Genomic DNA, 26,847 nt, shown 5'->3' with positions numbered 1-26,847 from the left:
ATTCGTTTCATGGGGTGGTGGTAAGCGGAGACTGCTCGCCGCCCGGATGGCGCACCAGGTGGTGCTCGTCCGGGCTGCGGCGGCGCAGCTTGTCGAGATAGACGTAGACGACCGGCGTGGTGAGGAGTGTCAGCAGCTGGCTGGCGATCAGGCCGCCGATGATGGCGATGCCCAGCGGCTGGCGCAGCTCGGAACCCTCGCCGAAGCCGATCGCCAGCGGCAGCGCGCCCAGGGCGGCGGCCAGCGTCGTCATCAGGATCGGGCGGAAGCGCAGCAGGCAGGCTTCGCGCACCGCCTCGACCGCGGACAGGCCGCGCGCGCGCTCGGCCTCGAGCGCGAAGTCGATGATCAGGATGGCGTTCTTCTTGACGATGCCGATCAGCAGGAACACGCCGATCAGCGCGATGATCGAGAACTCCATCTTGAACATCAACAGGGCCAGCACGGCGCCCACGCCCGCCGACGGCAGCGTCGACAGCACCGTCAGCGGGTGCACCAGGCTTTCGTACAGCACGCCCAGGACGATGTAGATGACGACGATGGCGGTCAGGATCAGCAGCGGCTGCTGCTGGTTCGATTCCTGCGCCTGCTTGGCCTGGCCCTGGAAGCTGCCGCGCACGTTGACGGGCATGCCGATGTCGGCCTCGGCCTGGCGCACCGCGGCTTCGGCCTGCGACAGCGAATAGCCCTGGGCCAGGTTGAACGACACCGTCGTGGCCAGCTCGCCGTCCTGGTGGTTGACGGAGCTGGGCGTCGAGCGCTCGGCGAAGTGGGCGATCGCGGACAGCGGCACCATCGTGGCGGCGCTGGTCGACAGCGCGCTGCCGCTGGACGGATCGCGCGCCGCCGTCAGGTTCGGCGTACTGGACGTGGTTCCGGTGCCGGATGCGCTTGCCGTCGTCGCCGTCGTGGTCGAACCGGCCGTCGCCGTGGACGTGCTGCCCGTGGCGGTGCTCGTGTTCGACACGGTGCCGGCAGTGGTGGCCGTGCCGGCCGCGCTCGCGGTCGTGGTGCTGCCGGTGGCGCCCTTGGTCGGCACGTAGACGTCGTCCAGCGCCTCCGGCGACTGCGCATACTTCTGCGCGACGCCCATGATCACGTGGTACTGGTTCAACTCGTCGTAGATGTTGGCGACCTGGCGCTGGCCGAAGGCGTTGTACAGCGCGTTGTCGACGTCGCGCGCGCTGATGCCCAGGCGCGCCGCGCTGTGGGTGTCGATCTGGACGTAGGTCTCGACGCCGTTCTCGGCCTGGTCGGTGTCGACGTCGGTCAGCGCCTTCTGCGTCTTCATGGCGTCGGCCAGGCGCGAGGCCCACAGCTTCAGGTCGTTGCGGTTGTCGCTCTTCAGGGTGTACTGGTAGGTGGAATTGCTCTGGCGTCCGCCCATGCGCAAGTCCTGCACGGGGTTCAGGAACAGCTGGACGCCCGTCACCTTGGCCAGCTTCGGCCGCAGCCGCGCGATCACGGCCTGGCCGCTTTCTCCCTTGGCGCGCTGGTCGGCCGGCTTCAGGTTGAGGAACATGAAACCGCCGCCCGCGCGCGAGCCGCCCGTGAAGCCGACCACGGTATCGACGGCCGGATCGCTCTTGATGATGTTGACGAGCTGGCGCAGCTTTTCCTGCATGGCCTGGAACGAGATGCTCTGGTCGGCGCGGATGCCGCCATTGATTTGTCCGGTATCCTGCTGCGGGAAGAACCCTTTCGGCGCGGCGGCGAACAGGAACACGTTCAGGCCGACGACGAAGGCGAGGATCAGCATCACCAGCCACTTCATGTCGAGCGCCCAGTCGAGCGCGTGCTCGTAGGCCTTCAGGATGCCGCCGAAGCCCCGCTCGGAGATGCGGGCGAACAGGCTGGGCCTGCGCTCGATCTTCTGGCCCGGCTTCAGTAGCAGCGCGCACAGCATCGGCGTGGTCGTGAGCGAGATCACCAGCGAGATCATGACGGCGACGGACAAGGTCACGGCGAACTCGCGGAACAGCCGGCCGACCTGGCCGCCCATGAACAGCAGCGGAATGAACACGGCTACCAGCGACAGGCTGATCGACAGCACGGTGAAGCCCACTTCCTGGGCGCCCAGCAAGGCGGCCTTGACCTTGTCCATGCCCTCTTCCACGTGGCGGCTGGTGTTTTCCAGCACCACGATGGCGTCGTCGACGACGAAGCCGGTGGCGACCGTCAGCGCCATCAGCGACAGGTTGTTCAGCGAGAAGCCCATCAGGTACATGGCGCCGAAGGTGCCCAGCAGCGACACGATGGTCGCGACGGCCGGCACGATGGTGGCGCGCACGCTGCGCAGGAACACGCTCACCACCAGCACCACCAGCACGATCGAGATCAGGAGCGTGAACTCGATCTCGTGCAGCGAGGCGCGGATCGAGTTGGTGCGGTCCGACGCCACCGCCATGCTCACGTCCTGCGGCAGCTGGGCCTGCAGCGATGGCAGCAGCGCGCGCACGCCGTCGACGGTCTCGATGACGTTGGCGCCCGGCTGGCTCGTCACCAGCACGATCACGGCCGGCTGGCCGTTGAACAGGCCCAGCGTGTTGATGTTCTCGACGCCGTCGGTGACGTCCGCGATGTCCTGCAGGCGGATCGCGGACTCGCCGCGCCAGGCGACCACCAGGCCCTTGTAGTCGGCCGCCGTGCGGCCGTTGGTCGGGGTGTTCGCCTGCGAATAGATCTGCAGGCGCATGCCGCTGCCTTCCAGCGCGCCTTTCGGGCGGTTCGGGTTGCTGGCCTGGATGGCGGCGCGCACATCCTCGCTCGACAGGCCGTACTGGTTCATCTGGTAGGGGATCAGGTCGACGCGCACGGCGGGCAGCGAGCCGCCGCCGATCTCGACGTCGCCCACGCCCTTCACCTGCGCCAGCTTCTGCTGCACCAGGTTCGACACCTCGTCATAGATCTGGCCGGGGCTGCGCGACTTCGAGGTCAGCGCCAGGATGATCACGGGCGCGTCGGACGGATTGGCCTTGCGGTAGGTCGGATTGCTCTTGAGCGTGGCCGGCAGGTCGGCGCGCGAGGCGTTGATCGCGGCCTGCACTTCGCGCGCGGCCGAGTCGATCTGGCGGTTCAGGTCGAACTGCAGGCTGATGCGGGTGGAACCGTTGCCGCTGCTGGACGTGATCTCGTTGACGCCGGCGATGGTCGCCAGGCGCCGTTCCAGCGGCGTGGCGACGGAGCTGGCCATCGTGTCCGGGCTGCCGCCCGGCAGGCTGGCGGACACGGAAATCGCGGGAAAGTCGACCTGGGGCAAGGGCGAGACCGGCAGCACGAAGAACGCGCCGATGCCGGCCAGCGCCAGGCCGATGGTCAGGAGGACCGTCGCGATCGGGCGGCTGACGAACGGCTTGGACAGGTTCATGCGCCGACCCCGTGGCTGGCGCCGCCCGGCGGCGTCGCGCCCGGCCCCGCCGGCTTGGCCGGCTCCTGGCCGCCCCAGCGGCGTGCCAGGCGGTCGAAGGCGAGGTAGATCACGGGCGTCGTGTACAGCGTGAGCATCTGGCTGACGATCAGTCCGCCGAAGATAGCTAAACCTAGGGGACGCCGCAGCTCGGCGCCGGAACCCCAGCCGAACATCAGCGGGATCGCGGCAAACAGCGCGGCCAGCGTCGTCATGATGATCGGGCGGAAACGCAGCATCGCGGCCTGGTGGATCGCCGTGCGCGGATCCTTGCCCTCGTCGCGCTCGGCCTCGATGGCGAAGTCGATCATCATGATCGCGTTCTTCTTGACGATGCCGATCAGGAGGATGATGCCGATGATGCCGATGACCCCGAGGCCCTGCCCGGTCACCAGCAGCGCCAGCAGCGCCCCCACGCCGGCCGACGGCAGCGTCGACAGGATGGTCAGCGGGTGGACATAGCTTTCATACAGCACGCCGAGCACGATGTACACGCACACGACGGCCGCCAGGATCAGCCACAGCTGGTTCGACAGCGAGGCCTGGTAGGCGCCCGAGGCGCCCAGGAAGGTCAGCGTGACGGACGGCGGCAGGCCGATCTCCTTGGCGGCAGCGTGGATCGCCTCCACGGCGGTGCCCAGCTTGACGCCGGACGCCGTGTCGAAGCCCACCGTGGTGGCCGGGTACTGGGCCACGTGGGTGATCTGCAGCGGGGCCGCCTGCTCGGTGATCCTGGCAATGGCCGACAGCGGCGTCGGCGAGCCGGAGCCCGTGCGCAGCTGCAGGTTTTCCAGCGACTCGAGCGACATCTGCTCGTCCTGCTGCGCTTCCAGGATCACGCGGTACTGGTTGGTCTCCGTGAAGATCGTCGACACGATGCGCTGGCCGTAGGCGCTGTACAGCGCGTCGTCGATGTTCGACGCCGTGACCGACATGCGCGAGGCGCTGTCGCGGTCGATGTTGACGAAGGCGGCGGCGCCGGTCGCGCCGGCATCGGTGACGACGTTGCGCAATTCCTTGCGCTTGGCCATCGCCTGCGACAGCTTGGTCGCCCATTGGGTCACGGTGGCCGTGTCGGCGCCTTCGATCGACAGGCGGTACTGGGTCGGGCCGCTCTCGGCGTCGATGGTCAGGTCCTGGGTCGGCTGCAGGTACAGCGTGGCGCCGGCCACGTTGCGCGCCACGCGGGCACGCAGGCGGTCCATCAGCTCCTCCTGGTTGCCGTGGTCTTCCTTCAGGTTGATCAGCATCGTGCCGGTATGGAGCATCGTGTTGTTGGCGGCGTCCACGCCCACCGTCGAGGCCAGCGACTCCACGTCCGGATCGGCCAGGATCTCGCGCGCGGCGGCCTGCTGCAGCTCGGCCATCGCCGTGTACGAGATGGCCTGGCGCGCTTCCACGCGCGCCTGCAGCTGGCCCGTGTCCTGGGTCGGGAACAGGCCTTTCGGGATGAAGGTCCACAGCAGCGCCGTCAGCACCAGCGTGCCCAGCGCCACGACGAGGGTCATGCCCTGGCGCGCCAGCACCCAGGTCAGCGAGCGGTCGTAGTGGTGGATGACGCGGTCGAAGAAGGCCTGGAATTTGCGCGCGAACCTGCTTTCGTGCGACTTGTCCTCGGCCTTCAGCCAGCGCGCCGACATCATCGGCACCAGCGTCAGCGAGACGACGGCCGAGATCAGGATCGTGATCGCCAGGGTCACGGCGAATTCGCGGAACAGGCGGCCCACCACGTCGCCCATGAACAGCAGCGGGATCAGCACGGCGATCAGCGACACCGTCAGCGAGATGATGGTGAAGCCGATCTGCGTGGCGCCCTTCAGCGCGGCATCCATCGGCTTCTCGCCTTCCTCGATGTAGCGCGCGATGTTCTCGATCATCACGATCGCATCGTCGACGACGAAGCCGGTGGCGATCGTCAGCGCCATCAGCGACAGGTTGTTCAGGCTGTAGCCGAGCAGGTACATCACGCCGAAGGTACCGACCAGCGAGATGGGCACGGCCAGGCTGGCGATGACGGTGGCGCGCACGCTGTGCAGGAAAGCGAAGATCACCAGCACCACCAGCACGACGGCCAGCACCAGCTCGATCTGCACGTGCTCGACGGAGGCGCGGATGCCGGTGGTGCGGTCCGACAGCACGTCCAGGCGGATGTTCTGCGGCAGGCCGGCCTGCAGCTCGGGCAGGCGCGCCTTGATGGCGTCGACGGTGGCGATCACGTTGGCGCCCGGCTGGCGCTGCACGTTGAGGATGATCGCCGGCTTCGTATTGGCCCAGGCGCCCAGCTTGACGTTTTCCGCGCTGTCGACGACCCGCGCCACGTCGTCCAGGCGCACGGGCGCGCCGTTGCGGTAGGCGACGATCAGGTTCTTGTAGTCCGGCACCGTGACCAGCTGGTCATTGGCGTTGATCGTGTACGAGCGCGCGGGGCCGTCGAAGCTGCCCTTGGCGCTGTTGGCGTTGGCGTTCGTGATCGCCGTGCGCAGCGTGTCCAGGCCCAGGCCGTAGGACGCCAGCGCATCGGTATTGGCCTGGATGCGCACGGCCGGCCTCTGGCCGCCCTGCAGCGTGACGAGGCCCACGCCCGTCACCTGGCTGATCTTCAGCGCCAGGCGCGTGTTGACGAGGTTCTGCACCTCGGTCAGCGGCATCGAGTCCGAGGTGATCGCGAGCGTCAGCACGGGCGCGTCGGCCGGATTCACCTTGGCGTAGACGGGCGGCGCCGGCAGGTCGGTCGGCAGCAGCGAGCCGCCGGCATTGATCGCGGCCTGCACTTCCTGCTCGGCCACGTCGAGCGACTCGCCCAGCGTGAACTGCAGCGTGACCACGGACACGCCGGCGGCGCTGGTGGAACTCATGCGCGACAGGCCGGACATCTGGCCGAACTGGCGCTCCAGCGGCGCCGTCACGGTGCGCGCCATCACTTCCGGACTCGCGCCCGGGTACAGCGTCTGCACCTGGATGGTGGGGAAGTCGACCTGGGGCAGCGCCGACAGCGGCAGGAACTTGTAGCCGACCAGGCCGGCCAGCACGATCGCCAGCATCAGGAGCGACGTGGCGACCGGGCGGCGGATGAACGGGGCGGATGGGCTCATGCAAGCACCTCCTCGCCGCCCCGTCGCCCCTGCGCAGGCAGGGGCCCAATGTGGCCGGCGCTACCGCAATGCATGCAGAACTTGGGTCCCTGCCTGCGCAGGGACGACGGGCTGAGGGCGCGTAACGAAACCACCACCGTCATTGCGCCGCCCCCTGCTGCTGGCGGCGGTGCTGGCCCTGCTGGCCCTGGCCGGCGGCGCCTTGGCCGCCATGGGTGCCCTGGGCGCCGTTCTGGCCGCGCGGCTTGTCGGTCGGCAGCTGGACCTTGGCGCCATCCTTCAGGCGGTCGGCGCCTTCGGTGATCACGGTCTCGCCGCCGGAGAGGCCCGAGACGACCTGCACGCGCTGGGCGTCGGCCTGGCCGCGCTTGACGGCGCGCTGCGACACGGTGCGGTCCTGCTGGTTGAGCACGTAGACGAAGTCGCCGTTGGCGCCGTGGCGCAGCGCCGTCACCGGCACCGTCACCGCGTCCTTGACGGTGTCGAGCTGCAGGCGGATGTTGACGAACTGGCTGGGGAACAGCTTGGAGGCGTCGTTGGTGAAGCGGGCCTTGGCGCGCACGGTGCCGGTCTGGGTGTCGACCTGGTTGTCGAGCGCCGTGAAGCGGCCCGTCGCCAGTTCCGTCGTGCGCGTGCGGTCCAGCGCCGTGGCCGGCAGCGTGGCGCCTTCGTTGATGCGCTGCTGTAGCTGCGGCAGGCTGTCCTGCGGGACGGCGAATTCCACGTCGATCGGCGACTGCTGGGTGATCACGGCGATGCCGGTGCTGTCGCCGCTGCCGACCAGGTTGCCGATGTCGACGGTGCGCAGGCCCACGCGGCCGCTGATCGGCGCGCGTACCTGGGTATAGCCGAGGTTGATCTGCGCCACGCCCTCGGCGGCGCGGTCGGTCTTGACGGTGCCTTCGAGCTGCTTGACGAGGGCGGCCTGGGTGTCGACGTCCTGGCGCGCGATCGAGTCCTGCTGCAGCAGCGTCTGGTAACGCGACAGGATCAGCTTCGCGCTTTCGAGCTGGGCTTCGTCGCGCTGGCGCTGGCCGGTCGCCTGCAGCAGGGCCATCTGGGCCGGGCGCTGATCGATGGTGGCGAGCACCTGGCCTTCCTTGACGAGCTGGCCTTCGGTGAACTGGATCTTCTGCAGCACGCCCGAGATCTGCGGGCGCACGGTGGCGACGGCGGCCGGGGTGACGGTGCCCAGCGCGTCGAGCAGGATCGGGATGTCGGCCTTCTCGGCCTTGCCGACGCCGACCGTGGTGGCCGGGAAGCCGCCGCCAGGGCCGCCGGGACCGCCCCGGCCGCCGGCGCCCGCACCGGGGCCGCCGGCGCCGCCCGCGCCGGGACCGGCCGCGGGCGCCTGGTGCGTCAATTTCCACGCCAGCAATCCCAATCCGGCCATGGCCAGGATGGCGACGATGGTGCCGATGACGCGCTTGCGGCGCGTATGCGAGGGTTTGGCGACGATTTTTTCCTTGTCCTTGTCCGGCGAAACGGTCGAGTTCATGCGAATCCTAAGGCGGGGCTGATGTTCAAAAGCACAACAATTATTCCTGCAGAATGTAGCACGCCCCGCCTCGTATTTATGTTTCGTAACGTACAGAGGGGCCGACGTCGCCGTTACATGGAAGGCGGCGGAAACCGTGCCAAACAATCACTTCTTAACATTGTTTTACACAGAAGTCGGCATAAAGCCTGGGAATCCAAGAAAAAACGGGCGAGGAACTTTCCCTCGCCCGCGTTTTCGGCATGTTTTTACATATGCATGCCGAACAACATCCTGTTACAAACCTGAAGCGCGCGCCTCTGTCAGGGCGCCTCGCACAGGCAATGGGTGACCGCCGTGAACGGCTGGCGGCGGTCGGCCACGTCGGACAGCCAGCCCAGCTCGCGGCCGATGCCGGCCGCCGTCTTGCCCGACAGGGCGCTGGCGGCCAGGTCGGCCGGCAGCAGGCCCAGCTTGACCTGGACGCTGGGCGCCAGCACGTCGCCCACTCCCAGGCTTTCCACCAGGCGCTCGGCGAAGGATTCCGGCAGGCGTGCATAGGCGACGCGGTAGTCGTCGCCCAGCTTGGCGCGCTTGGCGGCCGAGCGCAGGGCGTCGTCGTAGCTGCCCAGGCGGTCGACCAGGCCGCGCTCCTTGGCCTGGGCGCCGGTCCAGACGCGGCCCTGCCCCACTTCGTCGATGCGCTGCGGCGTCGTCTTGCGCGCCGCCGCCGCCTTGCCCGTGAAGTCGGCATAGATGTGGTTGATGCTGGACTGGACCAGCTGGCCGAAGCGCGGGTCGAGCGGGCGCAGCGGGTTGTAGGCATCGGCCAGCCAGGTCGTCGTCACGCCCGCCGTGTGGATGCCCAGCTTGTCGACGACCTTGTCGGCCGTCGGCAGGATGGCGAACACGCCGATCGAGCCGGTGATGGTCGACTGGTCGGCGATGACCTCGTCGGACGCCATCGACATCCAGTAGCCGCCCGACGCGGCCACGTCGCCCATCGACACGACCACCGGCTTGCCGGCCGCGCGCGTCAGCTCCAGCTCGCGGCGGATGAGTTCCGAACCGTAGGCGCTGCCGCCCGGGGAATTGATGCGCAGGACCACGGCCTTGATCTGGCTGTCCTCGCGCGCGGCGCGGATCAGGTTCGCCGTCGAGCGGCCGCCGACCATGCCCGGGCCGCCGTTGCCGTCCGTGATGTCGCCCGCCGCGACCACGACGCCGACGGCGTCGCCGAACGCCTTTTCCGGATGGCGCGCCACGTATTCCTGGAAGCCGACCTGGCGGAAGCTCTTGTAGCGTTCCTCGTAGGCGCCGCGCTTGGTCATCAGTTCGCGCACCTCGTCGAGGGTCTTGATGCCGTCGATCAGCTTCCAGTCCAGCGCCACCTTGGCCGCGTTGCCGCCCGCCGCTTCCATGCGCTGCGGCAGTTCGTCGATGCCCTTGGCGATGGCGCCGGCCGGCAGCTTGCGCGCCTTCTCGACTTCGGTCATGTAGTTGGTCCACAGCGCGTTGTACAGGTAGCTGTCCGCTTCCTGGGCCGCCTGCGACGGACCGTTGCCGATATACGGCTCGGCGAAGCTCTTGTAGGTGCCGACCTTCATCAGGTTGACGGTGACGCCGACCTTGTCGAGCGCGTCGCGGTAATAGTTGCGGTGCTTGCCGAAGCCCTCGATCAGCACCATGCCCATCGGGTGCAGGTAGACCTCGCTGGCGTGCGAGGCGACCAGGTAGCGCTTCTGGTCGTAGCTGCCGCCCCAGGCGACGACGGTCTTGCCGGCCGCCTTCACCCGTTCGACGGCCGCGCCGATCTCGCGCAGCGAGGCCAGGCCGCCGCCATCGAGCTCGTCCAGCAGCAGCACGACGCTGCTGATATTGCCGTCCTTGGCCGCCGCATCGAGCGCGTTGAGGACGTCGCGCAGCTGGACGAGGCGGCGCGCATTGCCGCTCACGCCGGCCACCAGCGAATCGCGCACGCTGCCGGCGCGCTCCTCGACCAGTTCGCCCTTCAGGTCGAGCACGAGCGCCGTCTTGGTCGCCAGCGGCTTCAGGCCGCCGCCGAACATCGCCCACAGGATCCCGATGACGATCAACAGGAACAGCAGGTTGAGCAGGAAACGGCGGGTGGCGTCGAGGCCGCGCCAGAAGGCGCCGACACCACGACGCAGTGCAGATTTAGGCTTATCGGACATCGGGACTCCATAAATATAGATTCAAATGGCGCCGTCGTCCCTGCGGAGGCAGGGACCCAATTTCCGCACGCGCAGCCGTACTGCACGCACATTGGGCCCCTGCCTGCGCAGGGGCGACGATCAGGCGGCGACTGTAGCCGGGCTCGCGGTCGCCCGGCGCGAGATCGCCCACAGTCCCGCGAACACCAGCGCGCCGTTGACGATCAAGAGCTCGAGTCCCAGCTTGTAGCTGCCCAGCAGGTACTGCTGATAATGTTCCAACAAAGCGCACAGGACCGGCGCGCCGATGGTCACGAACGGCACCAGGCGGTCGTTCAGGGTGCGCTTCGTCATCATCCCGAAAGCGAACAGGCCGAGCAAGGGGCCGTAGGTATAGCCGGCGACCTTCAGCACGACGCCGATCATGCTGGGATCGTCCAGCCACTTGAACACCATCACCATCGCCAGGAACAGCAGGGCGAACACGAGGTGCACGTGGCGGCGCAGGCGCACCTTGGCGGCTTCCGACAGGTCGTCGCGGCGCTTGATGCCCAGGATGTCGATGCAGAAGGTCGAGGTCAGCGCCGTGATGGCGCCGTCCGCGCTGGGGAACAGCGCCGAGATCAGCGCGATCAGGAAGATGATCTGCACGGCGGCCGGCAGGTGGCCCATCACGACGGCGGGGAAGATCTTGTCGCCGGTGGCGGTCACGCCCGCCTGCGGCGCGTACAGGTACAGCAGGCCGCCCAGGAACAGGAAGGCGCACAGCACGACGACGAGGACGGCCGTCAGGCTCAGGAGGTTCTTCTGCGAGTCCTGCAGCGTCTTCACCGAGATCGTCTTCTGCATCATTTCCTGGTCCAGGCCCGTCATCGTGATGGTGATGAAGGCGCCCGCGACGATCTGCTTGAGCCAGAAGCCGGGCGCGTCGACGTCGGTGGTGAACACGTGCGCCAGGCCCTGCTCCTGCATGCGCTGCAGCGCCGCGGGCGCCGACAGGCCGAGTTCGTGCAGCATGAAGGCGGCGCAGGCGAACAGGCCGAACAGCATGCAGGTGGTCTGCAGCGTGTCGGTCCAGACGATGGTCTTCACGCCGCCCTGGTAGGTGTACAGCAGGATCATGCCGAGGATGACGAAGGTCGTCAGCCAGAACGGCACGCCCAGGCTGTCCAGGATGATCGCCTGCAGCACGGCGACGACGAGGTACAGCCGCGCCGTGGCGCCGAACAGGCGCGACAGGATGAAGAAACCGGCCCCGCTCTGGTAGGCGCGCCGCCCCAGGCGCACGTCGAGGTAGTGGTAGATCGAGGTCAGCTTCATGCGGTAGTACAGCGGCAGCAGCACGTAGACGACGGCGATGTAGCCGAGCACGTAGCCGATCAATACCTGCAGGTAGCCGAAGCCGTCCTTGCCCACGGCGCCCGGCACGCTGACGAAGGTGACGCCGGACAGCGTGGTGCCGACCATGCCGAAGGCGACCAGCATCCAGTTGCTGCTCTTGTTACCGATGAAGAAGCTGTCGTTGTTGGCGTTGCGCGACGTCAGCCAGGCGACGCCGAGCAGCAGGCCGAAATACGCAATGAGGATGCAGAAGAGTAAAGCCGGGGACATTCGGGGAAATCCATGAAACGTTGTCTGATCGCCCAGCAATATACACCAAGCCGCCTACCCGCTCAGATCCCCTGCGCCGGCGCCCGCTCGAAGGGCCCGATGCAGGCTTCCATGGTCTCGTCCCGGCACATCACGAAGCGCGCGCCGGACGGGTGGAAGCGGATGTAGTTGGTGGCGCGGGTGCCGGGCTTGGTGATGTCGCCGGCGCAGTCTTCCTTGCCGTTGTCCTTGACCACGCGGTCGTCGAACTTGTAGAAGCCCTTGGCGCTGGGCTGCTCGGTGATGGTGAATTCGCTTTCGGACACTTCGCTGGCGCTCTTGACCAGGCTCGTGCCGTCGCCGCGGAAGTGGTAGGTTTCCGAGCAGGCGAGCTGGGGGATCGTCAGGGTCCAGATGCCCAGCAGGGGGTGGCTGGCGGAAGGCGTTGCCGCGTGGGCGCCGAACACAGGCAGGCACAGCGCCAGGGTGGCGAGGAGGCGCCGGGGCGCGGTGGAAACGGTAGGCGTGTACATGGCGTCCCCTGCAAAGATGCACGTCATCCCTGCGAAGGCAGGGATCCAATGTTGCATGCACCGCGGCGGCGCCGGCCACATTGGGCCCCTGCCTTCGCAGGGGCGACGTAGGACTTGCCATTATTGCATAGCTGTCCCAAAAGGGTGGCGCATCCCACCCTTGCCGAAAGATCAGCCGTTTTCCGGCGGCGTCTTCGCCTTGGCCGGGCGGCGCGGGGCGCGCGTGGCGGGCTTGCGCGACGGCGCCTTGTGCGCGGGACGGGAGGATTTCTTGCGCGGCTTCGCCTCCTGGTCCTGGGCCTCGCCCTCTTCCTGTCCGCCTTCGACGGCGCCGGCGGCATCCTGCGCCACGGCACTGTCGTCCTCGGCCACCGCATCCGGGGTCGCCGTGGTGCCCGGCTCGGGTGCCGGTGCGGGTGCCGGTGCCGGCGCTTCCACCGCGGCGTCGGCCGCCGCGTCGACCGCCTCGGCAGCGGCTGCGCCCTTGCGGGCGGCCGGCTTGCGCGGGGCGCGCGGCGCACGGCGGCGTTCCTTCACGGGCGCGGCCGGGGCTTCCTCCGCGGCGACGTCAGCCGCCGGCTGCTCCGGCTCGGCGGCCGGCACCAGCGCTTCGGCGATGGCCGCGGCGGCCGCTTCGTCGGCTTCCACGGCGACCGGTTCCTGGGCTTCGGCCAGGTCCGGCGTCGGCGCCGGCCAGGTGCCGCTGCCGGCATCGTCGGTCGCCAGCGGCGTGGCCGCCTCGCGGCCCTGCTCCATCGTCGGCTGCTCCGCCTGCTCGCGGCCCTTGCGTCCACGGCCGCCGCGGCGGCGCGGCTCGCGTGCCGGCGCGGCCAGCTCGGCCACGGTCTCCAGCACGACGTCTTCGCTCGGCATCTCGGCCGGGTCGGCGACCGTCGCCGCCGGCAGCACGTCCGCCTCGGCGGCGCGGGCGTTGGCGCTGCGGTAGACATAGGTGCCGGATTTTTCGTCGCGCCCGAATTCGAACAGGCCGCGCGTCTGCGCTTCTTCCAGCAGGTTGCCAAAGGTGCGGAAACCGAAATAGGTCTCGTTGAAGTCCGGACGGCGGCGCTTCAGCGTGTCCTTCAGCAGCGAGGCCCAGATCTTGCCGGTGTCGCCGCGTTCGGCCACCAGCGCGTCGAAGGTCTCGACCACCATTTCCAGCGCCTGCAGCTTGCGGGTTTCCATTTCCTCGCGCTTGCGGTTGCCCTCGTCCGAAGCCGGGCGGCGGCCCTGTTGCGGCTGGCCCTTGCGCTCGTCGCGCTTGGCGGCGGCGCGGCGGATCTCGCGCACCAGGTCGTCGTAGAAGATGAATTCGTCGCAGTTCGCGACCAGCAGGTCCGAGGTCGATTGCTTGACGCCCACGCCGATCACGCGCTTGGCGTTCTCGCGCAGCTTGGACACCAGCGGCGAAAAGTCGGAGTCGCCCGAGACGATGACGAAGGTGTCGACGTGCGACTTGGTGTAGCACAGGTCGAGCGCGTCCACGACGAGGCGGATGTCGGCCGAGTTCTTGCCGGACTGGCGCACGTGCGGGATCTCGATCAGCTCGAAGTTCGCCTCGTGCATCGGGCCCTTGAAGCTTTTATAGCGGTCCCAGTCGCAATAGGCTTTCTTGACGACGATGCTGCCCTTGAGCAGCAGGCGTTCGAGGACGGGCTTGATGTCGAATTTCTCGTAATTCGCATCGCGCACGCCGAGTGCGACGTTCTCGAAGTCGCAGAACACCGCCATGCTGATGTTTTCTGAAGATGAAGCCATGATTGTTGTTGTGTAATGATTGGTGGACAAGCTATCCAGCGATTATACGCAACAACACGGCGGGCAAGCGTGCGCGTCCGGCCAGCCGCGCGCGGCCGGCCCGGGACAGGCGCCGCGCCCTACTCCAGCCGGGACAGCGTGGCCGGGTCGCCTGCGCCGTCGAAGAAGCGGTCCAGGCAGTCCTGGAACACGGCTTCGTCGGGCGCGACGTCGGCGAACAGCGTCATGCTGGAGTGGAATTTGAGGTCGTCGGGCGCATCGAAGATGTCCTCGATGGCGCGGTCGCCGTGCGCCAGCACCGCCTGCGCGCAGGTGCGCAGGCGCGGCCCCAGCACGGGGTGGGCCAGGTAGGCGGCCGCCTCGTCGCTGCTGCGGATCGCGTAGCGTTGCGCCATCTCGCTGCGCCCCAGGCCCGCCACCTGGGGAAAGATGAACCACATCCAGTGGCTGCGCTTGCGGCCGGCCTGCAGTTCGGCCAGCGCCGCCTCGTACACGCCCTGCTGGGCCGTCACGAAGCGCTCGAGATCGAAATCGGTGTCCATTGCCCTTCCTCCTTCGTGCGCATCCTACCCCTGTTGCGATGTCCGCGATGTTCGGTCCGCGATTTGCTAGAGTACGCGCCATGAAACCCGAACACCTGCAACTGCTGCTGACCCGCGACATGCCCTTCGGTAAGTATAAGGGCACGAAGATCGCCGACCTGCCCGGCCACTACCTGGGCTGGTTCGCGCGCGAAGGCTTCCCGAAGGGGGAGCTGGGCGAGCTGCTCGAGCTCATGTACGAGCTGGATCACAACGCGCTGCGCGGCTTGCTCGACCCGCTGCGCCGCGGCTAGGGCTTGCCGTCGAGCGTATAGACGGCATCGAAACGCACGTTATACCCCCCGCACTGGCCGTTGTCCTGTACGACCAGGTAGCGGCCAAGGCGCACGAAGTCCGCCTTGCAGCCGATGTCCGGCATCAGCGGGTTGCCATCGTTGAAGCGGCCGCGGTTGCCATCGACGCGGAGCGGTCCTTGCATGCTGCCCAGGTTCTCGATCCGCTCGCCATTCGGCAGGGCGCCGTTGGTCCATTTGGCTTCACCGTCGACGCGGCAGCCGCCTGCACGGCAGGCAATCGCAATGCGAGCCGGGTGGTTCTCCGGCGCCTCGGTCGCGACCCAGATCCCGTCCCATGCCGGTTGCGCATCGGCGGGCACGTCCGCCAGAAGCGCAGCGCGTACCCAGCCTTTCGACCAGGCATGGCGCCATTCGTCCCGCGACCCGGTGATCAGCAACTCCTCGCCAGGCTCGGCGCGGCGATCGTTGCGGCAGGCGTCGCCGCCCTCCGGGCAGCCCCTGGAATTCTCATAGAAGTCAACCTTCTCGCCAGCCGGCGCCGCCACGCGCGCCAGATGTGGCAACTCGTTCTGCGCCTGCACCTGCGCTGCCGCCAGCAGGCCCAGCACGGCGATCCATTGCTTCATCGCGCTTCCCTCATATTCAATTTTTTCGATGATACCTGGCCAAATTACTCGTTTTTCTTTCGCCCTCGGCCTGCCTATACTGTTTTCCATGGACAGGCGATCGCAAAAACCGAGATCGCAAAAATTCGAAACAGATATCAAGGAGCTTATCATGATGGAAGTACGCAGGAGCGAAGAACGGGGCGGTGCCCACCACGGCTGGCTGAAATCGAAGCACAGCTTCTCCTTCGCCGACTATTACGATCCGCGCCATAACGGCTTCGGCCCCCTGCTGGTCATCAACGAAGACCGCGTCGCCCCGGCCGCCGGCTTCGGCACGCACGGCCACCGCGACATGGAGATCATCTCCTACGTGCTGGACGGCGCGCTGGAACACAAGGACAGCATGGGCACCGGCTCCGTGCTGCACTACGGCGACGTGCAGCGCATGAGCGCCGGCAGCGGCGTGCGCCACAGCGAATTCAACGGCTCGCAGACCGAGGAAGTCCACTTCCTGCAAATCTGGATCCAGCCGAACGTCAAGGGCATCGCGCCGAGCTACGAGGAGAAGCACTTCTCGGCCGAGAGCAAGCAGGGCAAGCTGCGCCTGATCGCGTCCGGCGACGGCCGCCAGGAGTCCGTGCTGATCCACCAGGACGCCTCGATCTACGCCAGCATCCTGGACGAAGGCGACAAGGTCGAGCACGCGCTCGATCCGGGCCGCCTGGCCTACGTGCACGTGATCCGCGGCGACGTCAGCGTCAATGGCGTGCCGCTCAAGGACGGCGATGCGCTCAAGATCGGCCGCGAATCGAAGCTCGTGCTGGACCACGCGGAAGCGGCCGAACTGCTGTTGTTCGACCTGCCGGGCGAGTAAGCGCAGCATCGGGCCGGCACCGCGAAAAAAAGCGGCGCCGGCAGTCTTTTTGCTGCCACAATGGCCATAAAATGTGACATCGGGTGCGTATAATTAAATCCCGTATGCAACTTTTATGGCCATTCCGTCATGAACCCTCAACCCAGCGTTCTCGTCGTCGAGGACGACGTCCACATCGCCCACGTGCTGAGCTTCATGCTCGAACGCCAGGGCTATGTCGTCACCCACGCCGCGGATGGCCGCGCGGCCGTCGAGCACGTCGTCTCGCAGCCGCCGCCGGACCTGGTGCTGCTGGACGTGATGCTGCCCTTCGTGGACGGCTTCGAAATCATCGGCCTGATCCGCTCGCAGCCGGCCTGGGCCGACGTGCCCGTCCTCATGCTGACGGCCAAGAACACGGAGCGCGACACGGTGCGCGCCCTGGACGCCGGCGCCAACGATTTCATCATCAAGCCCTTCCAGCCGCAGGAACTGCTGGCGCGCCTGCGCCGCTACCTGAAACCGGCGTCCTGAAGTCACCGCGATCGCGTCCGGCCGCCGCGATCGACGCCGCGGCGCAACGCCCGTTCGGCGGTTCAATGCTCGCGCCACACCGGCCGAGGAACTGATAGTATGCAGAAAAAACTGAACATTCGTATGCATACGGAACCGCTACGCGACCCTGCCCGAGAGCGCGCCCAGGGAGACACGCGCCCCGGCACCGAGGTGCCTGCGCCTCTGCTCGCGCCTCTTCTCGATCCCCTGCTCGATCACCTGCCCGCCGGCGTCGTCGTGCACGGCAGCGACGGGCATGTGCTGTCGGCCAATCGCCATGCGCTGGAACTGCTCGGTCGCGGGACGGACGAAGCGGTCGGACTGGAAGCGACCGTCCCGGCCTGGCATTTCGTCCGCGCCGACGGCACGCCGATGCCGCCCCACGAATTCCCCGCCAACCACGTGCTGCGTACCGGCGAACCGGTGCGCGACCTCGTCGTCGGCCTGCCTGCGCCGGTCGCCGGCGGCGTGCGCTGGATGCTGGCCAACGCCTATCCCGAACGGCACGACGGCCGCCTGCGCGCGATCGTCTGCTTCACCGAGTGCACCGCGCTGCAATCGACGCGGCTGGCGCTGGAACAGTCCGAGCAGCGCCTGGCGCTCGCCCTGCGCGGCTCCACCGACGCCCCCTGGGACTGGGACATGGTCAGCGGCGACACCTACTATTCGCCGCGCTGGTGGGAACTGGTCGGCTATGCGCCGGGCGAGCAGGAGGCCAACGCCACCACCTGGATCCGCATGGCGCATCCGGACGACCAGTCCCGCATCGCCGGCTTCCTCGCCGAGCTGCTGCACAGCGGGCGCGAGCACTTCGGCATCGAATTCCGCCTGCGCCACCGGGCCGGCCACGACGTGCCGGTGCTGGCGCGCGGCTACATCGTGCGCGACGCCGAAGGCCGTGCGCTGCGCATGTCCGGCACCACCGGCGACCTCACGGAGCGCAAGCACGCCGAACGGCGCATCTACGAACTGGCCTACTTCGACCACCTGACCGGCCTGCCGAACCGCCGCTTCCTGACCGAGGAACTGGGCAAGGTGCTGGCACGCGCGGCCCGTTCGCAGCAGTATGGCGCCGTGATGTTCCTCGACCTGGACAACTTCAAGCTGCTCAACGACACCATGGGCCACGACGTCGGCGACATGCTGCTGCGCCAGGTCGCCGCCCGCCTGCGCGCCGCGCTGCGCGAGTCCGACCACCTGGCGCGCCTGGGCGGCGACGAATTCGTCGTGGTGCTGGAAAACCTGGGCACGTCGAAGGACGACGCCATCGGCGAAGCCCAGCTGGTGAGCCGGCGCATCCTCGACGCGCTGGGCGTGCCCTTCGACCTGGTCGCCTGCGAGTGCTCGACCTCCCCCAGCATCGGCACCACGCTGTTCGACGGCGACCGCACCGGCATCGACACCCTGCTCAAGCAGGCCGACCTGGCGATGTACCGCGCCAAGGCCGACGGCCGCAACACGATGCGCTTCTTCGACCCCGGCATGCAGGAAGCGGCCGCGCGCCAGGCCGCGCTCGACGGCCAGCTGCGCGACGGCCTGGCGCGGCGCCAGTTCGTGCTGCACTGCCAGCCGCAGTTCGCGCCCGACGGCCGCCTGGCCGGCGCCGAGGCCCTGGTGCGCTGGCAGCGCGACGGCGACCACATGGCGGCGCCGGTCGGCGCCGGCGAATTCATCGGCCAGGCCGAGGCCTCGGGCCTCATCGTCCCGATCGGCATGCAGGTACTGGAGGAAAGCTGCGGCCTGCTGGCGCGCTGGGCGCGCGACCCGCGGCTGGCCGGGCTGCCGCTGGCCGTCAACGTCAGCGTGCGCCAGCTGCGCGACCCCGACTTCCCGGACGCGCTGGCCGCCATGCTGGCCGCCAGCGGCGCCCCGGCCGGCCGCCTGACGCTGGAGATCACGGAAAACGTGTTCGCCGCCAAGCTGCCCGACCTGATCCCGCGCATGCAGCGCCTGAACGAACTGGGCGTGCAGTTCGCGCTGGACGATTTCGGCACGGGTCCGTCGTCCCTCGCCTACCTGCAGGATTTCCCGTTCGCGACGCTGAAGATCGGCCGCGCCCTGGTCCACGCGCCCTACGACGACGGTGCGCCGGCGCACGGCCGCCACCTGGTCGAGGCGATCGTCGCGCTGGCGCGCAAGCTGGACCTGGGCATCATCGCCGAGGACGTCGAGGACGAGGCCCAGCGCAGCCTGCTGGCCGACTGCGGCTGCGACGTACTGCAGGGCTACCTGCTGGGCCGGCCCGTGCCGGCGGCGGAATTCGAGCGGATGTACGGGGCGGCCGGCACGGCTTGATCGGCTTGCGCGGCGCCCGCGATCTCAGTTGTGGATGTATTTGGCGAACACGTCGCTGAAGTCGCGCTTGGTGTGCGTATCGAGCATGGCCGTGTTCAAGGCCTTCAGCAGCTCGCCGTACTGGGTGACGAGGCCGCCTTCGCCCGGGGCGATGTTCAGCTTGTGGACGGAGCCCGTCGCTTCCAGCGCGCGCAGCGCATTGTCGCGGCACACGGCGTCGCGCCGCTGCTGCTTGCCGATCGTGATCAAGGCTTTATAGATATCCTTGAGCTGCTCGATGAAGCTCTTCTTCACGTCGATGGAAAACCGGACGTCGTCCACGCTGAACTTCAGCTCGATGTCCATGTCCAGCGTGCCGGCGGTCTCGATGCTGACGTTGGCAATGTGGTGGGACGAATAGTCGTAGCGCTTGATCGAGCGTTTCGACGACACGGCCGAATCGCCGTCCACGTGGACCAGGGCGAGATTGGTGAAGCAGTACTCGTCCTTCTTGCTCTTGATGAGAAAGAAGATCTGCTCGCCGTCTTCCGTGAACAGGTAGTCGTCGGCATCGACCTTGTTGTAGTCGGCCGGTCCGACGATGACGCCGATATCGCTGATACCCAGTGCTTCCGCAGCCAGTTTCTTGAACATGGTTTCCTCTCGTTCTGAAAAGCAAGACATCGATCTTGCAGCAACGACCGTGCCGCAGTTTGCGCAGCACCATGACCTTTTGCCGATGCGCCGCCGTTCGATCGAGGTTAGCATGACTCAACGCAAGAATCGAGTAAAGCCGACATGACCGATACCGACCACACCGCCAACCCCATCCGGCTTCCCATCGGCACCAGCGACGGCGTCGTGTTCGACGTCGTCGCCTGGGGCCCGGCGCAAGCCGCCGTCGACGTCAGCGTGGCCTGCATGTTCGAGCACGAGATGGGCGGCGCCGGCATGGGCGGCGGGCTGCTGGCGCTGGACCAGGCGCTGGGCGGCCAGCTGGCGCGCCTGCGGACGGCGGGCGCCTTCCGCGCGCAGCCGATGGAAACGCTGCTGGTGACGACGCCGCCGCCGGGCATCGCGGCGCGCGCCGTGCTCGTGATCGGCCTGGGCGAGCCGGCGGCACTGGATGGCGAGGTGCTGCGGCGCGCCACCCGCGTCGCGATGCGCGAAGCGATCCGCTATGGCGCCACATCGATGGCGTTCGCTCCCAGCGTGCTCGACGCCGGCCATACCGACAACGCCGCCCTCGACATGCAGCACGTCATGCTGGACGGCATGCTGGGCGCCCTGCGTGCCGAACGCATGCTGGCCGACGCGGGCCTCGCGGCTGCGCCCCTGCTGCGCCATTGCAGCTTCGACGTGGGCGTGCCGCGCGTTCACGCGGCCGGGCCCGGATTCGCGGCGGCGTTCGCGCAGCTTACGCAGGCTTCGTGAGCGAGTACGCGATCTCCGTCGCGCCGACGGGATCGCGGCGCCAGCCCTGCGCCGCGTAGAACCGGTCCGCGCGCGTGTTCGCGCCCGTGCTCAGGCAGATGCGCGCGTTACCCAGGCTGAAGAGCCAATCGACGGCCAATCCGAGCAGCGCCTTGGCAATGCCTCTGCCCTCGTGGCCGGGACGGACGAACAGCGCCCAGATCGAGCCGTTGTCCTTGTCCGCATAGCAGAAGGCGACGACCTCGCCATCGTCTTCGGCCACCCAGCCGCGGCCCGACTTGTCCAGGAAGTCCTCGTACATCTGCAGGGTCACGCGGCTGGGGTCGGACAGCACGTTTTCGGCGACGGACAAGCGGATGCGCGACATGGCGGGGATGTCGCGGTGCTCTGCCTGGCGAAAGGCGGTCGCGCCCTTCACGGCTTCGCCTGCAACTCCACCCAGAACGTCGTCCCCTGCCCCTCGCGGCTGTCGAACCCGATCGTGCCGCCGTGTTCCTCGACGATCGCCTTGCAGATCGACAGCCCCAGGCCGGTACCGCCCTTGCGCCGCGAATCGGCGCCGTCGGCCTGGGCGAAGCGCTGGAACACGCGGCCGCGGAAGGCTTCCGGGATGCCGCTGCCCTCGTCGGCCACGGACAGGCGCACGCGGTCGCCGTTGGCTTCCACGCGCGTCGTCACCGTGGTGCCCGGCTCGGAAAACTTGATGGCGTTCGACAGCAGGTTGGTGAGCACCTGCGTCATGCGGTCGCGGTCGATGGCGGCGCGCAGGTCGCCCGCGTCGGCGCCGCCCGCGCAGGCGATCTTCACCCCGGCCTGGTCGGCGAAGCTGCGCATGGCGGCCGCGGCGTCCTCCACCAGCGGCAGCAGCGGCTGCACGTCGCGCTGCAGGGCCATGCGGCCCGCCTCCATCTTCTGGATGTCGAGCACGTCGCCGATCAGGCGCACCAGGCGGCCGGAGCTGGCGTTGGCGATGCCGACGAGTTCCTGGGCGTCGTCCGGCAGGTCGCCCGCGATGCCGTCGGCCAGCAGCGCCAGCGAGGCGCTGATCGACGTCAGCGGGGTGCGCAGCTCGTGCGAGACGGTGGCGACGAATTCGTTCTTCATGCGCTCGACTTCCTTGCGCTGGGAGATGTCGTGCATGAACACGGTCAGCACGGCGCCGTCGCCGCCGCCGGCCAGTCCGGTCGTCATCTCGACGGGGATCTCGTGGCCGTCGCGCGTGCGCAGCGTGCGTTCGCTGCGCCGGCCCAGGATCTCCAGGTCGCGCCGGTCGAAGAACTCCGCCAGCATCGCGTAGGTGCGTTCGTGCAGGCGCTGCGGCGCGATCAGTTCGACGACGTCCCGGCCCAGCGCCTCGGCGCGGCGCCAGCCGAGCATGGTCTCGGCGGCGGAATTCCAGTCGGAGACGCGGCCGCGCATGTCGATGCCGATGAAGGCGTCCTGGGCCGCCTCCAGGATGGCGGCCGTGCGCTGCTCGTTGGCGGTGACGGTGGACAGCGCCTGTTCCAGCTCCTGCGTGCGCTGCACGACGCGCTGCTCCAATGTCGCGTTCAGGTCCTCCAGCGCGCGCTTGCGCCGCACCAGGCCCGCGACCAGCGCGTTGAGCGTGCGGCCCAGGGCGCGCACCTCGCGGTAGCCGCGCCGCACTTCGATGCGCTCGACGCTGCCGGCGCGGATGCGGCGCGCCGATTCGGCCAGTTCGCCCAGCGGACGGGTGATGCGGCGCGCCAGCGCCACGCCGGCCACTGAGAACAGCAGCGCCGCCAGCACGCCGCTGGCAAGACCGTATTCGCGCAGCTGGCGCACCGGCGCGTAGGCGTCGTTCACTTCCTGGCGCACCAGCACGGTCCAGCCCAGGCCGGGATAGTCGCCGTAGCCGCGTCCTCGCGCATAGCCGACCAGGTAGGATTTCCCGTCCGGCCAGGGCTCTTCGAGATAGCCCCAGCGCGTCTCGCCACTGGCGGCCTTCAGGCTCGCCAGGCGCAGTTGCTTGCCCGCCACGTCCTGCGGACCGAGCAGCACCTTGCCGCCGGCATCGACGATCAGCGCGTCGACGTGGCGGCGGCGCGCGATGCCCGCCATGACGGAGCGCTCGACGTCGCGCGCCCATTCCCACGACAGGTGCACGCCCAGCACGCCGCGCACGGCGCCGTCCTCGACCACGGGAAAGGCGACGTCGACGAAGCGCCAGGGCTCGCTGCGCTTGGGGAGAAAACTCACCAGCTTGACCGCCTCGTGCACGTCGCCCGCATGGATGCCCTTGAGGGCGTTGCCGAACCACGGGCGCTTAGAGACGTCGACGCCTTCCAGCACGCCGCGCGCCGACGCCTGGACCCGGCCGTCCATGCCGGCCACGCCGATCCAGCTGTAGTAGCCGTAGGTGGCCTGCACGCGCTCCAGCGCCGCGCGCCGCTGCGCGGCCGGCACGTCCGGGCGCAGTTCGCGCAACTGGGCGATCAGGCTCACTTCGCGGTAGCGCTCGAACATGCCGCGTTCCAGTTTGTCGGAGGTCTGCATGGCCATTTCGGCCAGGCCGCTGCCGATGCTGGACTTGACTTGCTCGCTGGACTTGCGCTCGATGACGCCGACGAGTACCAGGGTCAGGGCGATGGAGAGTAAAACGAACGCGAGCGCCAGCCAGGCGCCGAGGGCGCGGGGCCGCAGGCGGCGCAGCAGGGTCGAGGATATTGACATGGTGGCAGGAGACTAGCACAGCTTTGATGCCATGAGGAACCTCATGGTACCGCTACAGCAACAGCAGAGTACAGTATTTCGGCTGCTGGCCGCGGTTCTCCGTTCCTGGCACGGGGTTGCAATTTCCAAATTGAAACCCCATGTAGGAAGGGCGCGACCCCGGGAGCCGTACGGCCATGTCCGATTTCCGGTAAACTCTCCATTTACACCTGCCCTAGACCGTTTCAGGAATCGCCATGCAAGACAACGCCGCTTCGCCCGCCAACCTCGTCGACTACGTCACCTCGTGCACCCTGCCCACGCCCTGGGCCCAGTTCACCCTGCACGCCTTCGTGGAGCATGCGACCGGCAAGGAGCACCTGGCGATGACGCTGGGCGACCTGTCGACGGGCGAACCGGCGCTGGCGCGCATCCACTCCGAGTGCCTGACCGGCGACGTGATGTTCTCGCAACGCTGCGACTGCGGCGCCCAGCTCGAGACGGCGCTGCAGCGCATCGCCGAGGAAGGGCGCGGCATCCTGCTGTACCTGCGCCAGGAAGGGCGCGGCATTGGCCTGGTCAACAAGATCCGCGCCTACCGCCTGCAGGAAGCGGGGGCCGACACGGTCGAGGCGAACCTGCAGCTGGGCTTCCAGGCCGACGCGCGCAGCTACGAGCTGGTGCTGCCGATGCTGGAGCATTTCGGCATCGACGCCGTGCGCCTGATGACCAACAACCCGCGCAAGATCGCCGCGCTGGGCAAGTTCGGCATCAAGGTCGCCGAGCGCGTGCCGCTGCTGGTCAACCGCAACGCCTACAACAACAACTACCTGAACACCAAGGAAGCCAAGCTGGGTCACATGATGACCGCGGCCGACGAAGCGGCGCCCGTCAGCGAAGCGTAAAACCCCTTCGGTGTGAATCTGGCAAGATAGGGACTCCCGGCCGCGCTTCCCGCGGTTCCCATTTGCCTGCCGAAGGATGGAATGCGCCCTGCCCTGCCTGCATTCTTCATCGTCCTGCTGCTCGCCGCGCTGCCTGGCGCCGGCGACGGCGCGGCGCCTCCCGCCGGCGCCGCCCGGCCCCAGGCGCCGCTGGTGACCCCGCCCGCCACCGCCCCCGCCGCCACGCCGCCCGCCCCCGGCCCCGGCGAGACCGACGACACGGCCACGCTGCCCACGCCATCCGGCGCCGCCCAGCAACTGTATTCGGCCGCGCGCGCCGACCTGCTGCAGATCCGCATGCTGCTGCGCAATGGCCGCAGCCAGTCGAGCGTCGGCTCGGGCTTCCTGGTCGGCACCGGCAACCTCGTTCTGACCAACTACCACGTCGTGTCGCAGATGGCGCTCGATCCGGAGGTCTATCTCGGCGAATACGTCGACACGGACGGCAACAGCGGCCCGATCGAACTCCTGGCCGTGGACGTGCTGCACGACCTGGCCGTGGTGCGCGTCAACCGCCAGGGCACCGGCTTCTTCGAGGTGCCCGAGCACCCGGTCGCACTGGTGCAGGGCCAGTACCTGTACTCGCTCGGCAACCCGCTCGACCTGGGCTTCGCCATTTCGGAAGGGTCGTACAACGGGGTCGTGCGGCGCAGCTTCTACGAGCAGCTGATCTTCACGGGCCCGATCAATTCCGGCATGAGCGGCGGTCCCAGCGTGACGGCGTCCGGCATGGTCGTGGGCATCAACGTGTCCAAGCGCCGCGACGGCGAGCTGGTCAGTTTCCTGGTCCCCGTCGCCTACGCCCAGGACCTGCTGCGCAAGGTGGCCAGCCAGCCGCACCCGCCGCGCAACTTCAATCCCCTGATCGGCCAGCAGCTGCTGGCGCACCAGCGCGAGATGATCGACCGCCTGCTGGCCGAGCCGCTGTCGATCAAGAGCATGGGCCCGTACCGCGTGCCCGTGCGCGAATCGCAGCAGCTGCGCTGCTGGGGGCGCTCGAATTTCCGCGCCGAGGCCGCCTACACGCTGGACTCCGTCAGCTGCGCGATGGAGGCGGCGATCTACGTGTCCGACACCCAGCAGACGGGCCACGTGTCCATGACCCACCAGTACCTGCGTTCGAGCAGCATGCATCCGCTGCAGTTCGCCATGCTGGCCAGCGGGCGCTTCCGCGTCGACCGCATCGGCTCCAGCCGCGACACCCGCCTGACGCGCCCCTCCTGCACCGAATCCTTCGTGCACACGGCCACGCTGCCACTGCGCGCCGTGACCTGCGTGCGCGCCTACCGCAAGTTCGCCGGCCTGTACAACTTCACGCTGCTCACGGCCAGCACGGACGATGCCCAGGCCAGCCTGCAGAGCCGCCTCGACCTGGCCGGGGTCTCGTACGAGAACGGCATGCGCGCCACGCGCTCCTTCCTGTCCGCGCTGGGACGCGCACGCCATCCCGGGACGGCGCGGCCATGAGCGGTCCCTGGTTCGCGGGTCCCTGGTTCGTCGAGCTGCTGGCCCGCAACGGCGACGTGCTGGCGCGCCTGCGCATCGACGCGCTGCCGATCCGCATCGGGCGCGGCTACGACAACGACCTGATCCTCGACGACGACTATGCCGCCGCCCGCCACGCCGTGGTCGAGCGCGACGCCGACGGACGCCTGCTGCTGCGCGACCTCGGCACCCGCAACGGCATCGTCGTGCACGGCAAGCGCCTCACCGAGACCGTGCTTGGGGGCGACACCGTCGCGCGCATCGGCCACACGGCGCTGCGCGTGCGCGCCGCCGGCTTCCCCGTGCCGCCGGAACTCGTCGACCGCACGTTCCACGGCTGGGAAGGCGCCTGGCCCGGCGTCGCGGGCATCGCCCTCGTCGCGGCGTTCTCGCTGCTGGTCGGCTGGCTGGGCGACACCCAATACTACGACCCGGTGCGCTACTTCGCGGCGCTGGCCTGGGGCATTGGCGGCGCGCTGCTGTGGGGCGGCGCCTGGGCATTGGCCAACCGCCTGTTCGGCCGCCACGCGCGCCTGGGCCGCCACCTGTTCATCGCCGGCTGCGGCGTCGCCGCGCTGGCCGCCTACGCGCTGGTGGGCAGCACGCTCGGCTACGCCTTTTCGCTCGAGGGCTTCACGCACTACGCCTCGCACGTGGCCACGCTGCTGCTGGCGGGGATGGTCTATTTTCACCTGTGCACCATCCGCCCGCGCCAGCGCCTGCGCTACCGCTGGACCTGCGCCGGCCTGGCACTGATGGGTTCCGGCCTGATCCTCGTCGCCAACGTGCAGCGCACCGGGCGCCTGGCCGACGAACTGGCGATGTCGGTCCTGATGCCGCCCGGCGTGCGCGTCAGCCGCGACCGCGGCATCGACGAGTTCATGCGCGACGTCGAGGGGATGCAGGAGTCGGTGGACGCCAGTCGCGGGCGCAAGCTGGGGGACGACCTGGACCAGGATTAGCGCGGCCGTCTTGCAGTTCCCTTGTCACGACAGGCGGCTGCCGCCCCATTGCCTACCTTCGCCATTCCACCTCCTTATTCCCAAGTCACGCTCAGGTAAATAAGGAGAAAACATACTCGGTTCAAAGCAACCGTTTTCCGACCATGAACACGCGCGGTTTGTCACGGGCAGCCGCTGTCCGCATCGTTCGC

20 protein-coding genes are annotated in these 26,847 nt (G+C 68.3%); 8 read left to right on the top strand and 12 right to left on the bottom strand.

The features are described from left to right. Positions 1–7: 7 nt before the first annotated feature. From QPK32_RS15600 to QPK32_RS15565, 8 genes are all read right to left on the bottom strand, one after another. Positions 8–3,367, bottom strand: a complete 3,360-nt coding sequence (locus QPK32_RS15600) for an efflux RND transporter permease subunit (RefSeq protein ID WP_290413707.1) — start codon at positions 3,365–3,367, stop codon at positions 8–10. Next, entirely contained in the window at positions 3,364–6,498 is a 3,135-nt protein-coding gene (locus QPK32_RS15595; protein ID WP_290413706.1) for an efflux RND transporter permease subunit, read from the bottom strand. Before QPK32_RS15595 ends, QPK32_RS15600 begins: the two co-directional genes overlap by 4 nt. Positions 6,499–6,637: 139 nt before the next feature. Beyond that, a complete protein-coding gene (locus QPK32_RS15590) occupies positions 6,638–7,996 on the bottom strand; it encodes an efflux RND transporter periplasmic adaptor subunit (RefSeq protein ID WP_290413705.1) in 1,359 nt (452 codons plus the stop codon). A 302-nt stretch (positions 7,997–8,298) separates the two neighbouring features. Beyond that, positions 8,299–10,170, bottom strand: a complete 1,872-nt coding sequence (gene sppA / locus QPK32_RS15585) for a signal peptide peptidase SppA (protein WP_290413704.1) — start codon at positions 10,168–10,170, stop codon at positions 8,299–8,301. Positions 10,171–10,290: 120 nt separating this feature from the next. Beyond that, a complete protein-coding gene (locus QPK32_RS15580) occupies positions 10,291–11,760 on the bottom strand; it encodes a sodium:solute symporter (protein ID WP_290413703.1) in 1,470 nt (489 codons plus the stop codon). 62 nt (positions 11,761–11,822) lie between these two features. Beyond that, the gene (locus QPK32_RS15575) at positions 11,823–12,272 is read right to left on the bottom strand and encodes a hypothetical protein (RefSeq protein WP_290413702.1); all 450 of its coding nucleotides are present in this window, start codon (positions 12,270–12,272) and stop codon (positions 11,823–11,825) included. Positions 12,273–12,443: 171 nt separating this feature from the next. Next, on the bottom strand, positions 12,444–14,030 hold the full coding sequence (locus tag QPK32_RS15570) for an NYN domain-containing protein (RefSeq protein ID WP_290413701.1): 1,587 nt from the start codon (positions 14,028–14,030) through the stop codon (positions 12,444–12,446). 119 nt (positions 14,031–14,149) lie between these two features. Continuing rightward, positions 14,150–14,572 (bottom strand): DUF1810 domain-containing protein, encoded by a 423-nt coding sequence (locus QPK32_RS15565; RefSeq protein WP_290413700.1) that lies wholly within the window; start codon positions 14,570–14,572, stop codon positions 14,150–14,152. Positions 14,573–14,652: 80 nt separating this feature from the next. Between QPK32_RS15565 and QPK32_RS15560 the strand changes: the two genes are divergently transcribed. Beyond that, positions 14,653–14,865 (top strand): DUF3820 family protein, encoded by a 213-nt coding sequence (locus QPK32_RS15560; RefSeq protein ID WP_290413699.1) that lies wholly within the window; start codon positions 14,653–14,655, stop codon positions 14,863–14,865. Here QPK32_RS15560 and QPK32_RS15555 read toward each other — a convergent pair. Continuing rightward, positions 14,862–15,494, bottom strand: a complete 633-nt coding sequence (locus tag QPK32_RS15555) for a hypothetical protein (RefSeq protein WP_290413698.1) — start codon at positions 15,492–15,494, stop codon at positions 14,862–14,864. The two genes, QPK32_RS15560 and QPK32_RS15555, sit on opposite strands and share 4 nt — an antisense overlap. 151 nt (positions 15,495–15,645) lie before the next feature. Between QPK32_RS15555 and QPK32_RS15550 the strand changes: the two genes are divergently transcribed. From QPK32_RS15550 to QPK32_RS15540, 3 genes are all read left to right on the top strand, one after another. After that, complete coding sequence (locus QPK32_RS15550; protein ID WP_290413697.1) at positions 15,646–16,350, top strand: pirin family protein; 705 nt, start codon at positions 15,646–15,648, stop codon at positions 16,348–16,350. A gap of 129 nt (positions 16,351–16,479) precedes the next feature. Further along, positions 16,480–16,863, top strand: a complete 384-nt coding sequence (locus tag QPK32_RS15545; RefSeq protein WP_290413696.1) for a response regulator transcription factor — start codon at positions 16,480–16,482, stop codon at positions 16,861–16,863. A gap of 123 nt (positions 16,864–16,986) precedes the next feature. Further along, on the top strand, positions 16,987–19,179 hold the full coding sequence (locus QPK32_RS15540; protein ID WP_290413695.1) for a bifunctional diguanylate cyclase/phosphodiesterase: 2,193 nt from the start codon (positions 16,987–16,989) through the stop codon (positions 19,177–19,179). 24 nt (positions 19,180–19,203) lie between these two features. Here QPK32_RS15540 and QPK32_RS15535 read toward each other — a convergent pair whose 3' ends face one another. After that, positions 19,204–19,812, bottom strand: a complete 609-nt coding sequence (locus QPK32_RS15535; protein WP_290413694.1) for a PH domain-containing protein — start codon at positions 19,810–19,812, stop codon at positions 19,204–19,206. A 144-nt stretch (positions 19,813–19,956) separates the two neighbouring features. On the opposite strand from QPK32_RS15535, the gene QPK32_RS15530 reads away from it, so the two are divergent. Continuing rightward, positions 19,957–20,592, top strand: coding sequence for a M17 family peptidase N-terminal domain-containing protein (locus QPK32_RS15530; protein WP_290413693.1), 636 nt, complete (start codon positions 19,957–19,959; stop codon positions 20,590–20,592). Here QPK32_RS15530 and QPK32_RS15525 read toward each other — a convergent pair. Further along, a complete protein-coding gene (locus QPK32_RS15525; RefSeq protein WP_374046754.1) occupies positions 20,576–21,010 on the bottom strand; it encodes an N-acetyltransferase family protein in 435 nt (144 codons plus the stop codon). The genes QPK32_RS15530 and QPK32_RS15525 overlap by 17 nt on opposite strands. Then, positions 21,007–23,286 carry an ATP-binding protein gene (locus tag QPK32_RS15520; protein ID WP_290413692.1) on the bottom strand — a complete coding sequence of 760 codons (2,280 nt, stop codon included), beginning with the start codon at positions 23,284–23,286 and terminating at the stop codon, positions 21,007–21,009. The genes QPK32_RS15525 and QPK32_RS15520 overlap by 4 nt, the downstream gene beginning before the upstream one ends. 236 nt (positions 23,287–23,522) lie before the next feature. On the opposite strand from QPK32_RS15520, the gene ribA reads away from it, so the two are divergent. From ribA to QPK32_RS15505, 3 genes are all read left to right on the top strand, one after another. Beyond that, positions 23,523–24,170 carry a GTP cyclohydrolase II gene (gene ribA / locus QPK32_RS15515; protein ID WP_290413691.1) on the top strand — a complete coding sequence of 216 codons (648 nt, stop codon included), beginning with the start codon at positions 23,523–23,525 and terminating at the stop codon, positions 24,168–24,170. 81 nt (positions 24,171–24,251) lie between these two features. Beyond that, a complete protein-coding gene (locus QPK32_RS15510) occupies positions 24,252–25,676 on the top strand; it encodes a serine protease (RefSeq protein WP_290413690.1) in 1,425 nt (474 codons plus the stop codon). Beyond that, positions 25,673–26,656 (top strand): FHA domain-containing protein, encoded by a 984-nt coding sequence (locus tag QPK32_RS15505; RefSeq protein WP_290413689.1) that lies wholly within the window; start codon positions 25,673–25,675, stop codon positions 26,654–26,656. Before QPK32_RS15510 ends, QPK32_RS15505 begins: the two co-directional genes overlap by 4 nt. The last annotated feature ends 191 nt before the right edge of the window (positions 26,657–26,847 follow it).

The organism is Massilia sp. YIM B02763 (assembly GCF_030412015.1).
Lineage (GTDB): Bacteria > Pseudomonadota > Gammaproteobacteria > Burkholderiales > Burkholderiaceae_D > Telluria.
Note: the sequence above shows the minus strand (reverse complement) of the source record. Positions and strands in the feature narration are given on the sequence as shown.